The sequence below is a fragment of the Actinomadura montaniterrae genome (assembly GCF_008923365.1).
In the GTDB taxonomy this organism is placed as follows: domain Bacteria; phylum Actinomycetota; class Actinomycetes; order Streptosporangiales; family Streptosporangiaceae; genus Spirillospora; species Spirillospora montaniterrae.
This window is the reverse complement of sequence record NZ_WBMR01000181.1, coordinates 1-19,234: the sequence shown is the minus strand read 5'-3', so window position 1 is coordinate 19,234 and position 19,234 is coordinate 1. Positions and strand designations below refer to the sequence as shown.

At 74.1% G+C, this 19,234-nt stretch carries 19 protein-coding genes; 14 read left to right on the top strand and 5 right to left on the bottom strand.

The features are described 5' to 3' along the window. The first annotated feature begins 297 nt into the window (after nt 1-297). The 9 genes from F9B16_RS38430 (at nt 298) to F9B16_RS38390 (ending at nt 10,317) form a co-directional block, all read left to right on the top strand. Complete coding sequence (locus tag F9B16_RS38430) at nt 298-1,845, top strand: AMP-binding protein (RefSeq protein ID WP_151545153.1); 1,548 nt, start codon at nt 298-300, stop codon at nt 1,843-1,845. Further along, nucleotides 1,842-2,651 carry an HpcH/HpaI aldolase family protein gene (locus tag F9B16_RS38425; protein ID WP_151545152.1) on the top strand — a complete coding sequence of 270 codons (810 nt, stop codon included), beginning with the start codon at nt 1,842-1,844 and terminating at the stop codon, nt 2,649-2,651. The genes F9B16_RS38430 and F9B16_RS38425 overlap by 4 nt, the downstream gene beginning before the upstream one ends. After that, nucleotides 2,648-3,763: an alpha/beta hydrolase family protein gene (locus tag F9B16_RS38420; protein ID WP_151545151.1), complete on the top strand. Its 1,116-nt coding sequence runs from the start codon at nt 2,648-2,650 to the stop codon at nt 3,761-3,763. The genes F9B16_RS38425 and F9B16_RS38420 overlap by 4 nt, the downstream gene beginning before the upstream one ends. Then, complete coding sequence (locus F9B16_RS38415; protein ID WP_151545150.1) at nt 3,760-4,767, top strand: phosphotransferase family protein; 1,008 nt, start codon at nt 3,760-3,762, stop codon at nt 4,765-4,767. The genes F9B16_RS38420 and F9B16_RS38415 overlap by 4 nt, the downstream gene beginning before the upstream one ends. After that, complete coding sequence (eno, locus tag F9B16_RS38410) at nt 4,764-6,035, top strand: phosphopyruvate hydratase (protein ID WP_151545149.1); 1,272 nt, start codon at nt 4,764-4,766, stop codon at nt 6,033-6,035. The genes F9B16_RS38415 and eno overlap by 4 nt, the downstream gene beginning before the upstream one ends. After that, the gene (locus F9B16_RS38405; protein ID WP_151545148.1) at nt 6,032-6,988 is read left to right on the top strand and encodes an NAD(P)-dependent oxidoreductase; all 957 of its coding nucleotides are present in this window, start codon (nt 6,032-6,034) and stop codon (nt 6,986-6,988) included. Before eno ends, F9B16_RS38405 begins: the two co-directional genes overlap by 4 nt. Further along, nucleotides 6,985-8,385 carry a 3-isopropylmalate dehydratase large subunit gene (gene leuC, locus F9B16_RS38400; RefSeq protein WP_225992317.1) on the top strand — a complete coding sequence of 467 codons (1,401 nt, stop codon included), beginning with the start codon at nt 6,985-6,987 and terminating at the stop codon, nt 8,383-8,385. Before F9B16_RS38405 ends, leuC begins: the two co-directional genes overlap by 4 nt. After that, on the top strand, nt 8,385-8,984 hold the full coding sequence (gene leuD, locus F9B16_RS38395) for a 3-isopropylmalate dehydratase small subunit (protein WP_151545147.1): 600 nt from the start codon (nt 8,385-8,387) through the stop codon (nt 8,982-8,984). Before leuC ends, leuD begins: the two co-directional genes overlap by 1 nt. 115 nt (nt 8,985-9,099) lie before the next feature. Continuing rightward, nucleotides 9,100-10,317 carry a cytochrome P450 gene (locus F9B16_RS38390; RefSeq protein WP_151545146.1) on the top strand — a complete coding sequence of 406 codons (1,218 nt, stop codon included), beginning with the start codon at nt 9,100-9,102 and terminating at the stop codon, nt 10,315-10,317. Here the strand turns inward: F9B16_RS38390 and F9B16_RS38385 are convergent. Continuing rightward, nucleotides 10,250-10,642, bottom strand: coding sequence for a nuclear transport factor 2 family protein (locus F9B16_RS38385; RefSeq protein WP_225992316.1), 393 nt, complete (start codon nt 10,640-10,642; stop codon nt 10,250-10,252). The genes F9B16_RS38390 and F9B16_RS38385 overlap by 68 nt on opposite strands. Nucleotide 10,643: 1 nt before the next feature. Continuing rightward, a complete protein-coding gene (locus F9B16_RS38380; RefSeq protein ID WP_151545145.1) occupies nt 10,644-11,801 on the bottom strand; it encodes an MBL fold metallo-hydrolase in 1,158 nt (385 codons plus the stop codon). Between the two features lie 131 nt (nt 11,802-11,932). On the opposite strand from F9B16_RS38380, the gene F9B16_RS38375 reads away from it, so the two are divergent. After that, nucleotides 11,933-13,408 carry an aldehyde dehydrogenase gene (locus F9B16_RS38375; protein ID WP_151545144.1) on the top strand — a complete coding sequence of 492 codons (1,476 nt, stop codon included), beginning with the start codon at nt 11,933-11,935 and terminating at the stop codon, nt 13,406-13,408. A gap of 38 nt (nt 13,409-13,446) precedes the next feature. Here F9B16_RS38375 and F9B16_RS38370 read toward each other — a convergent pair whose 3' ends face one another. Beyond that, entirely contained in the window at nt 13,447-14,010 is a 564-nt protein-coding gene (locus F9B16_RS38370; RefSeq protein ID WP_225992315.1) for a MarR family winged helix-turn-helix transcriptional regulator, read from the bottom strand. A gap of 216 nt (nt 14,011-14,226) precedes the next feature. On the opposite strand from F9B16_RS38370, the gene F9B16_RS38365 reads away from it, so the two are divergent. The 4 genes from F9B16_RS38365 to F9B16_RS38350 are packed head-to-tail and all read left to right on the top strand — an operon-like array spanning nt 14,227 to nt 18,235. Beyond that, complete coding sequence (locus tag F9B16_RS38365) at nt 14,227-15,312, top strand: ABC transporter substrate-binding protein (RefSeq protein WP_151545143.1); 1,086 nt, start codon at nt 14,227-14,229, stop codon at nt 15,310-15,312. 3 nt (nt 15,313-15,315) lie between these two features. Beyond that, the gene (locus F9B16_RS38360) at nt 15,316-16,098 is read left to right on the top strand and encodes an ABC transporter ATP-binding protein (RefSeq protein WP_151545142.1); all 783 of its coding nucleotides are present in this window, start codon (nt 15,316-15,318) and stop codon (nt 16,096-16,098) included. Next, nucleotides 16,095-17,012 carry an ABC transporter permease gene (locus tag F9B16_RS38355; protein ID WP_151545141.1) on the top strand — a complete coding sequence of 306 codons (918 nt, stop codon included), beginning with the start codon at nt 16,095-16,097 and terminating at the stop codon, nt 17,010-17,012. The genes F9B16_RS38360 and F9B16_RS38355 overlap by 4 nt, the downstream gene beginning before the upstream one ends. Further along, nucleotides 17,009-18,235: an alcohol dehydrogenase catalytic domain-containing protein gene (locus tag F9B16_RS38350; protein ID WP_225992314.1), complete on the top strand. Its 1,227-nt coding sequence runs from the start codon at nt 17,009-17,011 to the stop codon at nt 18,233-18,235. Before F9B16_RS38355 ends, F9B16_RS38350 begins: the two co-directional genes overlap by 4 nt. A 150-nt stretch (nt 18,236-18,385) precedes the next feature. On the opposite strand, the gene F9B16_RS38345 is transcribed toward F9B16_RS38350, so the two are convergent. Together F9B16_RS38345 and F9B16_RS38340 are read right to left on the bottom strand one after the other, a co-directional pair. Further along, nucleotides 18,386-18,898, bottom strand: coding sequence for a cupin domain-containing protein (locus F9B16_RS38345; protein WP_151545140.1), 513 nt, complete (start codon nt 18,896-18,898; stop codon nt 18,386-18,388). Further along, nucleotides 18,895-19,234, bottom strand: a 340-nt coding sequence (locus F9B16_RS38340; protein WP_151545139.1) for an alpha/beta fold hydrolase, incomplete at its 5' end; no start/stop codon positions are given. The genes F9B16_RS38345 and F9B16_RS38340, both read right to left, overlap by 4 nt.

The window sequence follows — 19,234 nt, the reverse complement described above, 5'->3', positions numbered from 1 at the left end:
TCGACCCCGAGCGCTACAAGCAACGCAACACCGTCGAACGCGCCATCAACCGCCTCAAGCAGTTCCGCGCCGTCGTGACCCGCTTCGACAAACGCCGCTACCTGTTCACCGGCACCATCACCATCGCCGTCCTGCTCATCTGGCTACGTACCTGATCCAAGAAACAGGCCCTAGCTGGGGTGACCTACTGGCGGGCCGACTAGCTGGGGTGACGCCGGTCGAGGCGGGGGGTTGCCAAACCTCGTGCGCTTCTAACATGATTCCAACGTCAGATTTAGATATGGCAGAGGAGGCCGCATGGGGACGGACGGATCTCCGGCCGGGATGGTCCGGCACTGGGCGCGGACGCGCCCCGGCGCCCCGGCGGTGTCGACGGGCGGCGGCCGCTCGCTGACGTTCGCCGGGCTGGACGCGCTGAGCTCCCGCCTCGCCCGGGCGCTGCTCGCCGTCGGCGCCGCGCCCGGCGACCGCGTCGCGTTCCTCGGCCGGGACGCCACCAGCTGGGCGGTGACCCTGGTCGGGGCGTCCAAGGTCCGGGCGATGGGCGTGCCGCTGAACTGGCGGCTGTCGCGGCCGGAGACGGCCGAGGTGCTCGCCGACGCCGAGCCCGTCGCGGTCGTGTGCGAGCCGGAGTTCCTGCCGCTGCTCGGGCTCCCGGCGGCGGACGGCGCCGAGCCGCACGTCGTCGTCGAGGGGACGGCCGTCCCGCTCGACGCGTGGCTCGCCGGTCACGACGCCGACGACCCGGAGCTGCCCGCCGAGCCCGGCGACGTGGCGTTCCTCTTCTACACGTCCGGCACCACCGGCCGCCCGAAGGGCGTGCAGCTCGCCAACCGGAACGTGGCCGCGAACCTCGCCAAGCCCGCGCCGTGGACGATCGGCCCCGGCGACACCGTCTTCGTGCCCGCGCCCACCTTCCACGTGTCAGGCAGCGGCTGGCTGTTCCTGTGCCTCGGCGTCGGCGCGCACGCCCTGTACGTCCGCGACATCGTGCCCGCGGACGTGCTGCGGCTGCTGGAGTCGGAGCGGGTGACGCACGCGCTGGTCGTCCCGGCGCTGCTGCGGATGCTCGTGCGGGACCCGGTCGCGAAGGAGACCGACTTCTCGCTGCTCCGGACGCTGATCTACGGCGGGTCGCCGATCGCGCCGGCCGTCCTCGTCGAGGCCCGCGAGCTGCTCGGCTGCGAGCTCGTCCAGGGCTACGGCCTCACCGAGACGTGCGGGCCGATCACGTTCCTCGGGCCCGCCGACCACGCGCCCGGCGCGCCCGAGCACCGGCTCGCGTCGGCGGGGCGCGCGGTCGAGGGCGTCGAGCTGTCCGTCCGCGACCCGGCGACCGGCGAGCCGCTGCCCGCCGGGGACGTCGGCGAGATCTGGACGCGCAGCGACATGGTGATGGCCGGGTACCGGAACCGGCCCGCCGAGCAGGCCGCCGCGATGACCCCGGACGGCTGGTTCCGCACCGGCGACGCGGGCTACCTCGACGCCGACGGGTACCTGTTCGTCACCGACCGGGTGAAGGACATGATCGTGTCCGGCGGCGAGAACGTGTACCCGGTCGAGGTCGAGAACGTCCTCATGGCGCATCCCGGCATCGCCGACGCGGCGGTCATCGGGGTGCCGCACGAGCGCTGGGGCGAGACCGTGAAGGCGCTGATCGTCGCGCGCGGTGAGCCGCCCGCGCCGGACGAGGTGATCGCCTTCTGCCGCGAGCGCCTCGCCCACTACAAGTGCCCGACCTCGGTCGACGTGGTGGACGACCTGCCCCGCAACCCCAGCGGCAAGATCCTCAAGCGCGATCTGCGGGCCGCCTACTGGCCCGCGGGCGGAAGGAGCGTCGGATGACCGGCCCGGCACGCGGGAACCGGGTGAAGCGGGCCCTCGACGAGGGCCGCGTCGCGGTCGTCGTGGCCGGGCACTCCGCGACGTCCGACACCGCCGACTTCGTCGGGCAGCTCGGCTTCGACGGCCTGTGGCTGGAGGGCGAGCACGGCGCGGTCACCTGGGACCGCATCGGCGATCTCAGCCGGGCCTGCGAGCTGTGGGACATGGCCGCCATGTACCGGGTCCGGACGCTCGAACCGTCGCTGGTGGCGCGCGCGCTGACCCTCGGCGTACACGGCATCGTCGTCCCGCAGGTGAGCACCGCCGACGAGGCGCGGCAGCTCGTCGCCGCCGCCAAGTTCGCGCCGCAGGGGGCGCGCGGGGTGTCGCGGGGACGCCGTTCCTACGGCCGTCCCGGGTTCCTGGACGAGGAGAACGACGAGACCGTCCTCGTCGTCCAGCTCGAAGACCCGGACGCGCTCCGCAACGCGGAGGAGATCGCGGCCGTGCCCGGCATCGACGTCGTGTTCGTCGCGCCGAACGACCTCGCGCAGGCGATGGGGCACCAGGGCCGTCCCGACCACCCCGAGGTCGCGGACGCCATCGACGCGACGCTCACCCGGATCGCGGCCGTCGGAACCGCGCCCGGCACGCTGTGCCCCGCCGGCCAGATCGACCGGTTCACCGGCCTCGGCGTCCGGTTCCTCTACACCTCCTACGACGCCTGGATCACCGCCGGGGCGCGCGACTTCCGCCGCGCCCTCGACGCCGCCACCGCACGGCGCGACCCTCGACAGGGCACCGCACGACAGGACGGAGCAGCATGACGATCGAACGCACCTTCGTGGGCCTCCCCTCCCCGACGATCGGGCGGGCCGGCGCGGGCGGCCACCCCTGCCAGGGCCTCTACCACCGGCGCGCGGGCACGAGGCCGAAGGTCGCCTTCATCGCGACGCACTACCAGATCGACTTCTCCGAGCACTACCTCGCCGAGTACCTGGCCGAGCGCGGCTTCGGGTTCCTCGGCTGGAACACGCGGTTCCGCGGCGACGAGAGCCACTTCCTGCTCGACCACGCACTCGTGGACATCGGCGTGGGCGTGCGGTGGCTGCGCGAGGTCGCCGGGGTCGAGACCGTCGTGCTGCTCGGCAACTCCGGCGGCGGCTCGCTGATGGCGGCGTACCAGTCGCAGGCCGTCGAGCCGAACGTCACGACGCTGCCGGGCCTGCGCCTCGCCGCCGGGGTCGACGACCTGCCCGCCGGCGACGCCTACATCTCCGTCGCCGCCCACCTCGGCCGTCCCGACGTGCTCACGTCCTGGATGGACGCGTCGGTCACCGACGAGTCCGACCCCGTCGCGACCGACCCGTCCCTCGACCTGTTCAACCCCGAGAACGGCCCGCCGTACAGCGCCGAGTTCGTCGCCCGGTACCGCGCCGCGCAGGAGGCCCGGAACCGGCGCATCACCGCCTGGGTGAAGGACGAGCTGGCCCGGCTGTCCGCCGCCGGGTACCACGACCGGCCGTTCAGCGTGTTCCGGACGTGGGCCGACCCGCGCATGGTCGACCCGTCCATCGAGCCGACGAACCGGCGCCCGAACAGCTGCTACCCGGGCAAGCCGGAGCGTGCGAACCGGTCGGTGTTCGGCATCGCCGCCGCCTGCACGCTGCGCACCTGGCTGAACCTGTGGAGCCTGGACGACTCGCAGACCCGCGCGCACCCGCACCTCGCCCGCATCACCGTGCCGTCGCTGGTCGTCAACGCCGACGCCGACACCGGCGTGTTCCCCAGCGACGCCGCCGCGATGTACGACGCGCTCGCGGCGGAGGACAAGGAGCGCCACGACCTGTCCGGCGACCACTACTTCCTCACGCCGGACGGCGCGCGCGACGACCTCGCCGACCTGATCGCGTCGTGGCTCGGCAAGCGCTTCCGATGACCGCCGACGTCCCCGCGGAGATCGCCGCCGGGCTGCGGCGGCTCGGCCTCGCGGGCCCGGGCCCGGTGCGCGGCGAGCCGCTGACCGGCGGCGTCTCGTCCGACGTGTGGCGGGTCGACCTGCCGGACGGGCCCGTCTGCGCGAAGCGGGCGCTGCCGCGGCTCAAGGTGGAGGGCGACTGGCGGGCGCCGACCGAGCGGTCCGGGTGGGAGGCGCGCTGGCTGGCGCTGGCCGCCGACCTGCTGCCCGGCGCCGCGTGCCGCCCGCTCGGCTACGACGCGGACGGGCACGTCCTCGTGCTCGAATGGCTCGACCCGTCCGTCCACAGGGTGTGGAAGGAGCGGCTCGCGGCGGGCGACGTCGACGTTCCGGTGGCGGCGGAGGTCGGGCGGCGGCTCGCCGCCCTGCACTCGGGTGCCGCACGCGGGCCCCTGGCCGGGTGGGAGCCCGCGCGGGAGCTGTTCGCGACGCTGCGGATCGACCCGTACCTGACCGCGACGGCACGGGCGCATCCCCGGCTCGCGCCGCGGTTCGAGGCGCTGGCCGAGGGGCTCGCGACGGCCGCGATCACCGTGGTCCACGGCGACGTCAGCCCGAAGAACATCCTGCTCGGCCCGGACGGCCCCGTGCTGCTGGATGCCGAGTGCGCGAGCCCCGGCGATCCGGCCTTCGACCTGGCGTTCTGCGCCAACCATCTGCTGCTGAAGGCCGTCTGGCGGCCCGCCGGACGCGACCGCTACATCGAGGCGGCGCGCGCGCTCGCCGCCACCTACCTCGACGGCGCCGACTGGGAACCGGCGAACGGGCTGGAGGTGCGGGCGGCGCGGCTGCTGCCCGCGCTCGCGCTGGCCCGCGTCGACGGCCTGTCCCCGGTCGAGTACCTGGACGAGGACGCCCGCCGTACCGTCCGGCACGCCGCCGCCGACCTGGTCGAGCGGCCGCCGGACGGGTTCGCCGCCCTGACCGCCCGCTGGCTCGACCTGACCTCCGGAGAACCCGCATGAGCACCGAGATCATCTCCGTCACCGGCCACCGCCGCTGGGACTCGCGCGCCCGGCCGACCGTCGAGGTCGTCGTGCGCACCGCCGCCGGCACCGGGCGGGCGCTCGCCCCCGCTGGGGCGTCCACCGGGTCCGGCGAGGCGGTCGACCTGCGCGACGGCGGCGACGCGTTCGGCGGGCACGACGTGACCCGCGCGGTCGCGGCCGTCAACGGCGACATCGCCGCCGCCCTCACCGGGATGGACGTCACCGGCCAGGCCGCCGTCGACCAGCGCCTCGAGGAGCTCGACGGCACGCCCGGCTTCTCCCGGATCGGCGGGAACGCGGCGGTCGCCACGTCGATGGCCGTCGCGCACGCCGCCGCCGCGGCGCGGGGCGTGCCGCTGTGGCGGCACCTCGACCCGGCGGCGACGCGGCTGCCGCTGCCGGAGATCCAGGTGTTCGGCGGCGGCGCGCACGCGCACGGCCGGCTCGACATCCAGGACCTGCTGGTCGTCCCGCTCGCCGCGGGCTCGTTCGCGCAGGCGCTCGACTGGGCCGCCGAGATCCACCGCAGCGCGGGCCGCTGGCTGGACGAGCGCGGGCGGCTCGCCGGGACCGCCGACGAGGGCGGCTGGTGGCCCGCGTTCGACTCCAACGCCGAGGCCCTCGAAGCGCTCGTCGCCGCGATCGAGGGCGCGGGCCTCACCCCCGGCGACCAGGTCGGCATCGCGATCGACGTCGCCGCGACCCAGTTCGGCTCCGGCGGCACGTACCGGCTGGCCCGCGAAGGACGTGAGTACGACCGGGACGGCTGGGGCGAGGTCCTGCTCGGCTGGCTCGACCGGTTCCCGATCGTGTCGGTCGAGGACCCGTTCGCCGAGGACGACCCCGACGGCATGGCGCTGATCACCAAGGCGGCCGGCGACCGGATCCAGATCGTCGGCGACGACTTCCTCGTCACCGACGCCGAGCGCGTCCGCGCCGCCGCCGCGCGGCGCACCGCCAACACCGTGCTGATCAAGCCGAACCAGGCGGGCACGCTCACCCGCGCGCGCGCCGCGCTCGACGCCGCCGCCGAGAGCGGGCTCGGCGCGATCGTGTCGGCGCGGTCCGGCGAGACCGAGGACGTCACGATCGTCCACCTCGCGGTCGGCTGGGGCAGCGGCGGCTTCAAGGTCGGGTCGTCCACGCGCGGCGAGCGGACCGCCAAGTGGAACGAGATGCTGCGCGTCGAGGAGGAGCTGGGCACCGCCGCCCGCTACGCCGGACGCGCCGGGCTCGCACCATGACGCCGCGCGTCCTGTGCCATCTCGCGCCGACGCCTGCGATGCTCGCGCGCCTGGAACCGCTGCTCGACGGCCTCGACGTGCGCTGGTGCGCGGAGGACGACGAGGACCGGTTCGCCGCGCTGCTGCCCGACACCGACGTCCTGTGGCACGTGCTGCGCCCGATCACGGCGGACGACCTGCGCCGCGCCCCCGATCTCAAGCTGATCCAGAAGCTCGGCTCCGGCGTCAACACCATCGACCTGGACGCGGCCCGCGCGCGCGGCGTGACCGTCGCGAACATGGTCGGCGCCAACGCGCCCGCCGTCGCCGAGGCCGCGCTGACGCTGATGCTCGCCGCGCTGCGCCGGGTCGTCCCGCTGGACGCCGCCACCCGCGCCGGGCACGGCTGGCCCCTCGACACCGCCCTCGCCGACCGCGTCGGGGAGATCGGCGGACGCGTCGTCGGGCTCGTCGGGCACGGCGCGGTCGCCCGGCGGCTGGAGGCGCCGCTCACCGCGCTCGGCGCGACCGCGCTGTGGCACAGCCCGTCCGGCACGGACGCCGACCCGTCGTGGCGGCCGCTGGACGAGCTGCTCGGCGCGTCCGACATCGTCTCGCTGCACCTGCCGCTGACCCCGGCCACCGAACGGCTCATCGACGCCGCCCGGCTCGCCGCGATGAAGCCGGGCGCGATCCTCGTCAACACCTCGCGCGGCGGCGTCGTCGACGAGGCGGCGCTGGTCGAGGCGCTCCGCACCGGGCACCTCGGCGCTGCCGGGCTCGACGTGTTCGCGACCGAGCCCGCCGACCCGGCGAACCCGCTGCTCGCGCTGGACAACGTGGTCGTCCAGCCGCACGTCGCGTGGCTCACCGGCGAGACACTGGAACGCTGCGTGGCCATCGCCGCCCGCAACGCGCGCCGCCTCGCGTCCGGGCGGCCGCTGGAGAACGTCGTCCAGGGAGCGGCCTCGTGACGACCCTCGCCGGCAAGGTCTGGGACCGCCACGTCATCGAACGCGGCGACGCCGACCTCCTCTACATCGACATGCACCTGCTGCACGAGCTGACCTCGCCGCAGGCGTTCGAGGGGCTGCGGCTGGCCGGACGGCCCGTCCGGCGGCCCGACCTCGCGGTGGCGACCGCCGACCACAACGTCCCCACCGGGCCGGACCCGCTGTCCCTGCTGGACGGCCTCGCCGCCCGCCAGCTCCGCGTCCAGCAGGAGAACTGCGCGCGGCACGGCATCGAGCTGCACCCGCTCGGCTCGCCCGGCCAGGGCGTCGTACACGTCATCGGCCCCGAGCTGGGCCTGACCCAGCCCGGCATGACGATCGTCTGCGGCGACAGCCACACCGCCACCCTCGGCGCGTTCGGCGCGGTCGCGTTCGGCATCGGGACGAGCCAGGTCGAGCACGTCCTCGCCACCCAGACCCTGTGGATGCCGCGTCCCCGCACCATGGCCGTCACCGTGCGCGGGACGCCGCGTCCAGGCACGTCCGCCAAGGACCTCGCGCTCGCGATCATCGCGCGGATCGGCACCGCCGGCGGCACCGGGACCCTCATCGAGTACCGCGGCGACGCGATCGCCGCGCTGCCGATGGAGGGCCGGATGACCGTGTGCAACATGGCCATCGAGTCCGGCGCCCGCAGCGGGATGATCGCACCCGACGACACCACGTTCGCCTACCTGGAGGGCCGCGAACGCTCCCCGCGCGGCCGGCTCTGGGAACGCGCGCTGGACGACTGGCGCACCCTCCGCACCGACGACGGCGCCGCCTTCGACCGCGAGGCCGTCATCGACGCGTCCGCCATCGGCCCGCAGGCGAGCTGGGGCACCAACCCGGCCCAGACCACCGGCATCGACGGCACCGTCCCCGACCCGGCCTCGTTCGGCGACGCCGCCGAGCGCGCCGCCGCCGAACGCGCCCTCGCCTACATGGACCTCGCCCCCGGCACCGCCCTCCGCGACATCGCGGTCTCCACCGTCTTCATCGGCTCCTGCACCAACGGGCGCCTCGCCGACCTGCGCGCCGCCGCCGACGTGATGCGCGGCCGCCGCGTCGCTCCGTCCGTCCGGGCGCTCGCCGTCCCCGGCTCCACCCGCGTGAAGCGGCAGGCCGAGGACGAGGGCCTGGACGAGGTGTTCCGCGCCGCCGGGTTCGAGTGGCGCTCGTCCGGCTGCTCGATGTGCGTCGGCATGAACGGCGACGTCGTCGAGCCCGGCGCGCACAGCGCGTCCACGTCCAACCGCAACTTCGAGAGCCGCCAGGGGCCCGGCGCCCGCACCCACCTCGTCTCGCCCGCGTCCGCCGCCGCGTCGGCCGTCCTCGGGCACCTCGCGAGCGCCGCCGACCTCGGGGAGGTGCGCTGATGGAACCCGTCACCCGCGTCGCCGGACGGGCCGTCCCGCTCGACCGGTCCGACGTCGACACCGACCAGATCATCCCGGCCCGCTGGATGAAGCGCGTCGAGCGCACCGGCTACGCCGGCGGGCTGTTCGAGAAGTGGCGCCGCGACCCGGCGTTCGTGCTGAACGATCCGGCGTACGCCGGGGCGTCGATCCTGGTCAGCGGCCCGAACTTCGGGTGCGGCTCGTCCCGCGAGCACGCGCCGTGGGCGCTGCGCGACTTCGGCTTCCGCGCGATCATCGCGCCGAGCTTCGCCGACATCTTCCGCGGCAACCTGCCGAACAGCGGCCTCGTCCCGGTGCGGGCCGCGCCGGACGTCGTGTCCGCCCTGCTCGCCGCCGTCACCGCCGACCCCGCGACCGAGATCGTCGTGGACGTCGCCGCGCGGACCGTCCATTGCGCGGGCGTCTGCGACGCGCCCTTCGAGCTGGACGAGTCCGCGCACCACCGGCTCGTCCACGGCCTCGACGAGATCGACCTGACCCTCGCCCGCGACGCGGCCATCGCCGCCCACGAGCGCACCCGCCCGCCCTGGATGCCGACCGGACGCCCCGGGCATTGAGGGCGTCTCCCGGATATTGAGGGCGTCCGAAAAGGGGCATCCCAGCCGGAGGCGCTCCGGGAACCTATGATCGCCACGTGCGGCCGACGGGCCGCGCGCGGCGGGCGGGAGCGCGATGAGCCATCCTCGGATCGACTTCGACCCCTTCGGCGAACCCCGGCCGCCCGGCACCACCCACGCGATGCTGGACGAGCTCCGCGAGGAGTGCCCCGCCTTCCACAGCTCCGCCCGGAACGGATTCTGGGTGCTGACCCGGTACGCCGACATCCTCGCCGCCTACCAGGACACCGACGCCCATTCCAGCCGCGCCATCGCCGTCATCGACCCGGACCCGTCCTACCGGTGGATCCCGGTCATGCTGGATCCGCCCGAGCACACCATGTGGCGGCGGCTGCTGCGCCCGCTGTTCACCCCGGCCCGCGCCGCCGCGATGGAGGGCGCCGTCCGGCGCCGGTGCGCCGAGCTGATCGACGCGCTCGCCGCCCGGGGCGAGTGCGACTTCGTCGCCGACTTCGCCCGCCGCTACCCGACGGCCGTCTTCCTGGAGTTCATGGGGCTGCCCGTCTCCCGGCTGGAGGAGTTCCTGGAGTGGGAGTACGCGATCCTGCACGCGCCGCCGGCGCGGGGCGGGCGCGTCGAGGCCATGGGCAAGGTGACCGCCCTGTTCCAGGAGCTGATCGCCGAGCGGCGCCGGGACCCGCGCGACGACGTCGTCAGCGCCGCGATCGCCTTCGAGCCGGACGGCAGGCCCGTCACCGACGGCGAGCTGCTGCAGCTGTGCACCCTGCTGTTCCTCGCCGGCCTCGACACCGTCGCCGCGCAGCTGTCGTACTCGTTCTGGCACCTGGCCCGCCACGACGCCGACCGGGCCCGGATCGCGGCGGAGCCCGGCATCGTCCCCGACGCCGTCGAGGAACTGCTGCGCGCCTACTCCCTGGTGCTGCCCGCCCGCAGGCTCGTCAAGGACGTCACGGCCCAGGGCTGCCCGATGCGCGCCGGCGACATGGTGATGCTGCCCCTCGCGATGGCCAACCGCGATCCCCGCATGTTCCCCGACCCGCGGACCGTCGACTTCGACCGCGCGTCCAACCGGCACATCGCCTTCGGTGCCGGCCCGCACCGCTGCCTCGGCTCGCACCTGGCCCGCCTGGAACTGCGCGTCGCCCTGGAGGAGTGGCACCGCCGGATCCCGCACTACCGCGTCCCCGACGGCGCCCGCCCGGCCGAGCACGCCAGCCTGGTGCTCGGCCTCGACACCCTCCCCCTCACCTGGGGCGATAGGGATCCAGGCAGCGGCTCTGCGCCGGGTCCAGGTACTCGTCCAGGCGAGTGATGCGGTCGTCCTTCACCGTCACGATGAAGCAGGCGCGCAGCGTCAGCTCGTCGCCGTTCGGCACGACGCCGCGCAGCACGTGCTGCTGGACGTAGCCGTCCGGCGTGAGGCGCCGCTGGATCCCGGTGTACCGCATCTCGCGCAGGACCCCGGTCAGCCAGCCCAGCACCCGCAGGTTCTCCTCGACACCGATCACCTTGCCGTCGGTGTTGTGCCAGATCTCCGCGTCCGGGGCGTAGAGGGACGTGCGGATCGCGTCCAGGTCGCCGGTCTCGACGGCGACGACGAACTCGTCCGCCAGCTGCTCGATGGATCGTTCCACCACGTCAGCCCCGCTTCCCGCGCAGCGGCACCGTGACCAGGTCGTTCCCGACGACCACCGGCCCGCGGTACGACTTGCGCGCGCCCTGGTACCAGACGCGGTCGGGCACCATGCTCGGCTTCGCCGGGCCGAGATGGCTCAGCACCAGCTTCCCCGCGCCCGCCAGCCGCGCCACGTCCCCGACCTGCGTGACGTCGGTGTGCGCCTCCTTCAGGTGCTCGATGAACGCCGCGTTCTGGTTCTTGTCCTTGTAGTAGTCCACGCTGACCGCCTCGTGGACGAGGACGTCGCTGCCGTGCGCCAGCTCGATGATGTTCTCGTGGTAGGCGGTGTCGCCGGAGAAGGTGATCACCCCGTCCGGCGTCTCGCAGCGGAACCCGAACGCCGGGAACACCAGGCCGTGCGCGCCGAGCGTCGCCTGCACGCGGATCCGGTCGTCCTCGAACACGGTGAACGGGCGGATGCGCGGGGCGCGGTTCTTCAGCGGGTCCGCGCCGGTCCGGGACACGTCGATCTCGGTGAGCCTCAGGATCGACTCCGGATGGATCGGCGTCGCGCCCTCCCGCCCGTAGATGTTGAACGTGTAGGCGTTCGCGTCCAGGCTGCCGTTGATCAGGTCCTTCAGGCCCGGCGTGGGATTGTCCGGGTTGACGTCCGGGACGGGGCGCGGCCCCGCGAACGGCGGCCCCATCGCCCCGGCCGGGCCCGGCCCGAACACCTGCACCGGCGGCACCAGGGCGTCGCCGTCCGGGCTGGCCTGCGCCAGCATCAGGTAGTTGAACAGGTCGGCGGTGTGGTCGGCGTGCAGGTGCGTCACGAAGACGGCCTTGAGCGACTTCAGCGGCAGCCCCGCCCGCACGTACTGGCTGGCCGACCCGCGCCCCGCGTCGAACAGGTACGTCCGGTCACCGACGACGACGGCGCTGGAGATCCCGAACCGCTCCGCGATCGGCACCGGACCGCCCGCGGTGCCGAGCAGCACCAGCCGCGTCCGCGCGTCCGTCCGTTCGCCGCCCTGGGGTGCCGGCGCGGCGAGCGCCCGGCCCGGAGCGCCGACCGCGCCGAAGGCGGCCATGCCCGCCACCGCCGCCGTCCCGAGGACCGCCCGCCGCGATGGCCGCGCCCCCGCCGCCCCGCTCCCGTCCACTTGCCCGTCGCACATGTCAGCTCCGATCCGTACCGAGAATGAAGCTGACATTAGATTCATAAACCGCGCCCGCGCAATACCCCATAGAAGGCTGGGTTCTTGATATCTTTACTCCAAGCTATCTACGATCGCGGGAGGACGGGGCGATGGGCGCGGACGGTGCGGACGAGATCCTGGTCGGCGGGGTCTGGCGGCGCGGCTCCGGGGCGGAGTTCGCCTCGCGCAGCCCGCTGGACGGGACGGTGATCGCCCGCCTGCACGGCGCGGACGCCGCCGACGTCGACGAGGCGGTCCGGGCCGGCGCCGCCGCCGCGGCCGACCCCGCCTGGCGCGACCTGCCGCCGCACGAGCGCGCCCGGTACCTCGTCCGGATCGCCGACGGGATCGCCGGCGCGGCCGAGCGGCTCGCGGCGCTGCAGACGCGCGACACCGGCAAGTCGATCAACGAGACGCGGGCGCTGGTGGCCAGCGCCCAGGCCACGTTCCGGTACTTCGCGGCCGCCCTGGAGACGATGGAGGACGGCCTCACGCCCCCGCGCGGGCCGTACCTGACCATGAGCGTGCACGAGCCGATCGGCGTGGTCGGCGCCATCACCCCGTGGAACTCGCCGATCGCCAGCGACGCGCAGAAGATCGCCCCAGCGCTCGCCGCGGGCAACGCGGTCGTGCTGAAGCCCGCCGAGTGGACCCCCCTCGTGGCGCTCGCCCTCGGCCGGGTGATCGAGGAGGCCGGGCTGCCCGCCGGGCTGCTGTCGGTGCTGCCCGGCCCCGGCGGCGTCACCGGCGACGCGATCGTCCGGCACCCCGGCGTCGGCAAGGTGTCGTTCACCGGCGGCACCGCCACCGGGCGGGCCATCGGCGCGGTGGCCGCGGAGAAGATCATGCCGGTCTCGCTGGAGCTCGGCGGGAAGTCCCCGACGATCGTGTTCCCCGACGCCGACCTGGAGCGCACCATCGCCGGGCTGCTGTTCGGCGTCTTCTCCTCGTCCGGGCAGAGCTGCGTCGCCGGCTCGCGCCTCTTCGTCCACTCCGCGGTGTACCGGCGGGTCGTGGACGAGCTCGTGGCGCGCGCCGGGGCGCTGCGCGTCGGGCCGGGCGCCGATCCGGCGACGCAGGTCGCGCCGCTGGTGACCCACGCCCACCGGGACCGGGTGGCCGGGATGGTCGAGCGGGCCCGCGGGGAGGGGGCCCGGGTGCTGTGCGGCGGGCGGGCGCCGGAGGGCGCCGCGTTCGCGGCGGGCGCCTACTACCTGCCGACCGTCCTGGAGGGGCTCCCGAACGGCTCGGCCACCTGCCAGGAGGAGATCTTCGGGCCCGTCCTCGCGGTGCTGCCGTTCGAGGACGAGGACGACCTGATCGCGCAGGCCAACGACTCGGTCTACGGGCTGGCCTGCGGCATCTGGACCCGCGACTACCGGCGCGCCTGGCGCGTCGCCCGGCGGATCGACGCGGGCACGGTCTGGATCAACACCTACAAGCAGTTCAGCATCTCCACGCCGTTCGGCGGCATGAAGGCCAGCGGCATCGGCCGCGAGAAGGGCCGCGAGGGGATCCTCGCCTACGCGCGGCAGAAGAGCGTCTACTGGGACCTGGCGGAGGCGCCCCTCCCCTGGGCGTCGTGAGGGCGCCCGGGGCGTCGTGCGGAGCGGCGCCCCGGCCGTCAGGAGGAGCTGCGGGACGTGCGGCGCGGGCGGCGCGGCGGGGCGACGGCACGCCCGGCGACGGCGGTCTCGATGGAGCGCTGCAGCAGCATCAGGCCGTCGATCACCTGCGTCCGCTGCTCCGCCGACAGGCCGGCGAGCAGGGTCTCCTCGTTCGCCAGGTGGCGGGCGAACACGTCGTCGATGAGGCCGAGGCCGACCTGCGTCAGCTCGGCGAACATCACCCGCCGGTCGTTCGGGTGCGGGCTGCGGCGGATGAGGCCCTGCCGTTCGAGCGCGTCGAGCCGGCCGGTCATCGCGCCGCTGGACAGCAGCGAGGACTCGGCGAGCTCGGACGGCGTCTTGCGGTAGGGCGGCCCGCCGCGGCGCAGGTTGGCCAGCACGTCGAAGGACTTCGGCGTCAGGTCGTACGGGGCGAGGAACGCCTCGAGCTCCTGGCGGGAGAGCTCCGCCACGTGGCGGAGGCGGCCGAAGACGCCGATCGGCGAGGCGTCGAGGTCCGGACGCTCCCGGCGCCAGTCGTCCAACGCCTTCCCGACCGTGTCCATTGCACCGTCGTCCATTGCACCGTCCGTGTGATGAGAGTGGAGCGGATCCGTGGGAGCCGTCCGAAACAATAGCGGAACCAAGATATCTTGACACAAGTAATTTAGGTCCCAGATACTTCGGGACGAACCACCTGCCGCCGAGCCCCCGGCGGAACACCGCTCGGACGGCCGCGCACCGCCACGGACGGCCACCGGTCCGCGCCGCCGAGCCAGCTTTCACACGAGGTCACGATGCACATACCTTTCGCCGCGGTCCGCACGGCCCGCCGGAGCCGCCGGGGCCGCCGGGCCCTCACCGGCGCCGCACTGGCGCTGACGGCGGCACTCGCCCTCGCGGCATGCGGGGACTCGGGGCCGGAGAAGGACGCCTCCGGACGCACGAAGGTCACCGTCCGCACCGACGTCTTCTACACCGGAGCCGTCCTCCCCCTCATCGTGGGCGTGGAGAAGGGCATCTACACCAAGCACGGCCTCAACGTCACGCTCAACCCGGGGAAGGGGTCGGCGACCACCCTGCAGACGGTCGCCAACGGCTCCGACGACATCGGCTACGCCGACGCCGGCGCGCTGGTGCAGGCCGTCGGCAAGCACATGCCGGTCAAGATGGTCGCCGGGATGGTGCAGAAGTCGCCGCTGGCCGTCTTCGCCCGGAAGGACTCCGGCATCACCGGCGCCAAGGACCTGGCGGGCAAGACCGCCGGGTTCACCGCCGGGTCCGCGCCCGAGACGGTCTTCCCCGCGTTCGCCAAGGCCACCGGCCTCGACCCGGACTCGGTCAAGCTCAACAAGGTCGACGTGCCCACCCGCGACAGCCTGTTCGTCCAGGGCAAGACGCAGTTCACCTTCGGGCTCCTCAACGTCACCGAGCCGAACATGAAGGTCAAGTGCAAGTGCGACCTGACCGTCCTCGGCTACGCCGACTCCGGTCTCGACGTGCTCAGCTCCGGCATCGTCACCTCGAAGAAGTTCGCCGACGGTGACGCCGGCACGCTCCGCAAGTTCCTCGCCGCGACGGCCGAGGCGGTCCAGACGACCAACGCCGACACCGACGCGGCGGTGGAGTCCTTCTTCAGGTTCGTCAAGACGACCAGCCTCTCCAAGGAGGTCGTCAAGCAGCAGTGGCTCGCGTCCGCGAAGCTGCTCACCACCGACCGGACGAAGGGCCAGCCGTTCGGCTGCACCTCCGCCGACGACTGGAAGAGCACCATCCGGGTGATGGAGCAGTACGGCGGCGTCGACCCCGGCAAGATCACCCCGGCGGACGCGGCGAGCAACGCCTTCCTGTCCGGCTGCTCCGACGCGTTCGGAGGGAAGTAGCCGATGCCCGGCGCGACCGCCCCCTTCATCGAGTTCGACCGGTTCACCAAGTCCTTCGACGCGGTCACCGCGGTCAGCGAGATGTCCTTCGAGCTGGAGCGCGGCGAGTTCCTCGCCATCGTCGGGCCGAGCGGCTGCGGCAAGAGCACCCTGCTGATGGCCCTCGCCGGGCTGACGCAGCCGTCCACCGGCCAGGTCCGGGTGCAGGGCGAACCGGTCCTCAAGCCCTACACCGACCTCGGTTTCGTCTTCCAGGGCGCCGAGCTGCTGCCCTGGCGGACGGCGCTGCAGAACGTCCTGCTGCAGAGCGAGATCCGCCGCGCTCCCCGGCAGGAGGCCGAGCGGCGCGCCCGCGAACTGCTCGGGCAGGTCGGCCTCGGCGGGTTCGAGGACTCCTACCCCGACGAGCTGTCCGGCGGCATGCAGCAGCGCGTGGCGCTGTGCCGGGCGCTGCTGCACGACCCGCAGATCCTGGTGATGGACGAGCCGTTCGGCGCGCTCGACGCCCTCACCCGCGACCAGATCCAGATCGACCTGCAGCGGATGTGGATGGAGCGCCGCAAGACGGTCGTCTTCGTCACCCACAGCATCGACGAGGCCGTCTTCCTCGCCGACCGGGTGCTGGTGTTCTCGCCGCGCCCGGCCCGCATCGCGGCCGAGTTCCGGGTGCCGCTGGAGCGCCCGCGGCACCTGAGCGCGCGGACCGGCCGGGAGTTCACCGACCTCGTCGGCGAGATCCGCGGCGTCTTCGAGAACCTCGGCGTCCTGAGGGAGGAGCCCAAGTGAGCGGCACGGTGCGGTCCAAGCACGCCCGGAAGGGGACAGGGCAGGGGCCGGGACCGGAGGGCGGCGGGGCGACGCCGCCCGCCCCGGGCCGGCCGGCCGTGCGGGCCCGGCGGCCCGCCGGGAAGCGGTTCCTGGAGTCCCGGGCCGCCGACTGGGTGCTGCCGCTGATCCTGGTCGCGATCATCGTCGCGGTGTGGCAGGCCGTCTGCTCGTCCGGGGCGGTGGAGGAGTACGTGCTCCCCGCGCCCGGCGACGTCGTCCGGAAGATGTTCGGCGACTTCGGCACGTTCGCCGACCAGTCGGTGCCGACCATCGTGGCGATCTTCGCCGGGTTCGCGCTGGCCGTGGTGGTCGCGCTGCCCATCGCGGTCGCCATGGTCTACAGCGGCGTCGCGCGGCGCGCGATCTACCCACTGCTGATCATCGCGCAGGTGGTGCCGAAGGTGGCGATCGCGCCGCTGTTCATCATCTGGTTCGGCTTCGGCCAGCTGCCGAAGGTGCTGATGGTCGCGCTGATCTGCTTCTTCCCCGTGGTCATCGACTCGCTCGTCGGGTTCCGCGCGGCCCGCCCGGAGAGCCTGATGCTCGTGCGGTCGATGGGCGCGAGCCGCTGGCAGGCGTTCTGGAAGATCCGCTGGCCGTGGGCGCTGCCGAGCATCTTCGCGGGCGTCAAGGTCGGCATCACCCTCGCCGTCGTCGGCGCGGTGGTGGCCGAGTTCGTCGGCGCCGACAAGGGCCTCGGCGTCCTGCTGATCACCGCCCGCGGCGACATGGACAGCCTGACGGTGTTCGCGTCGATCGCCTGGCTGACGGTGATCGGGTTCGTGCTGTTCGTCCTCGTGGAGGTGCTGGAGCGGGTCCTGCTGCCGGGCAAGCGCGGCGGGCGCTCGCACGAGGCGTCGGGTTCGCTGTGACCGGCGCCGCTGTGACCGGCCCCGGGCCGTCCGGCGGGGGCGCCTCGTCGAACGGGACGCAGCGCGCCGTCGTGTACGCCGGGCCCGGACGCGCCGTGGTGGGCGAGGCGCCGATGCCCGCACTGGAGACCCGCGCGGCGCCGGGCGTGCTGCCGCGCCGCTGCGACCACGGCGTCATCGTGCGGACCCTCGCCACCTGCGTCTGCGGCTCGGACCTGCACACACTGCACGGGCCCGGCGCCGCCGAGGGCATGGTGCTCGGGCACGAGCTGACCGGCGTCGTCGTCGAGACGGGCCGGGACGTGGAGCGCGTGCGGGTCGGGGACGTGTGCTCGGTGCCGTTCAACGTCGCCTGCGGGCGGTGCGCGAACTGCCGGGCCGGGCGGACCGGGCACTGCCTGCGCACGAACCCGGCCCGGCCCGGCGCCACCTACGGGATGGGCGAGGGCTTCGGCGGGTGGGCCGGCATGCAGGCCGAATACGCGCTCGTCCCGTACGCGGACTTCAACCTGCACGTCTTCGCCGACCCCGACCTCGCCCGCGAGCGGCTGCTGGACGTCGCGATGATCGGCGACATCCTGCCCACCGGCTACCACGCGGCCCGCTCGGCGGGCGTCGGCCCCGGCTCCACCGTCTACGTCGCGGGGGCCGGGCCGGTCGGCCTCGCCTCGGCGGTCGCGTGCCGGATGCTCGGCGCCGCCGTGATCGTCGGCGACCTCAACGCCGAGCGGCTCGCGCACGCCCGCGCCGCCGGGTTCGCCGCCGCGGACCTGGCGTCCGGGGAACTGCCCGAGATCGTCGCCGAGACCGCCGGCGTCCCGTACGTGGACGCGGGCATCGACTGCGTCGGCGTCTCCGACGCGACGGTCGCGGCGGCCGGAGCGGACGGCCGGACGCCCGCCGCGGCGGCGCTCAACGACATCATCGGGGTGGTACGGCACGGCGGCGCCATCTCCGTCGCGGGCGTGTACCCGGCGGGCGCCCCCGGTGCGCGGCCGCCCCTGGGAGTCTGGCTCGGCGGCATCTGGTCCAAGGCCATCACGCTCAGCTCCGGCGCGACGCCCGTCCGGCGCTACCAGGAAGAGCTCGCCGCCGCCGTCCTGCTCGGCGGGGTCGGCATCGCGGACGCCGTCCGCGCCACCGCCGTCCCGCTGGCGCAGGCCGCCGACGCCTACGCGCAGGCCATGGCGGGCGCCGGGTGCAAGTTCGTCCTCGTTCCGTGAGGCGCGCGCCCAGCGGCCCCTGACACTCCCGCGACACGACGGCGCCGGGACCGGTTTCGGTCCCGGCGCCGTTCCTCGTTCCTCGGCGGGCGCCGCCAAAGGAAAGGTCCCGGTCCCGGACGCTTCCGGGACCGGGACCTGGCCTGACGCTCAACCGCGCGTGACGCCGTGCATCGGGGAGGTCGGCGGGTAGGTCGGGAGCTGCGGCTTCCGCGTGCCGATGATCACGCAGAACAGCGCCTCCCCCTCGCCGACGTTGCGCAGGCTCCGCGGCACCCCGGCCGGGACCCGGATGAGGTCGCGGTAGCCGAGCACGCGGCTGGCCGTCCGGGTGCCGTCCTCGACGTCGTGGACGGAGACCTCCAGCTCGCCCTCCAGGACGAAGAAGACCTCCTCGACGTCGTGGTGGGTGTGCTCCGGCCCGACGCCGCCGACCGGGAGCCGCATGTTCGAGAACGTGAAGTGCTCGGACGGCAGGATCCGCGCGTCGGTCTCGTGGTTCCCCGTCGCGCCGGAACCGATGTAGCGGATCTGGGCGCGGCGGAACTCGTCGCCGGCCTTGGCCTGGAACGCGAGCGTGTCCCAGTCCTCGTAGCGGCTCTCCCGGCTCGCGATGCAGGAGTCGATGAGCTGGTCCAGGTCGGTGGCGGTCTTCTCGGTCATGATGGGTTCTCCTCTGCTTGTGAACGGGGAAGAAGGAAGTCGCGCACGGCGCCGGCGAACGCCTCGGGCCGCTCCACGTGGGCGAGGTGGCCGGCCCCCGGGACCTCGGCGTACCGGGCCCCGGGCACGGAGGCCGCGATGAGACGGCTCTCCGCCGGTGGGCAGACCGCGTCGTGCTCGCCCACGAGCACGAGGGTCGGAGCGGTGATCCGGGCGAACGCGTCCCCGTGGTCGGTGGCGGCCATCGACGCGGCCGCGTGGCCGTAGCCGGGCAGGCGGATCGCGGCGGCCATGGCCTCGGCGACGCGCTCCACGTCCGCGGGCGGCGCGCCCGGG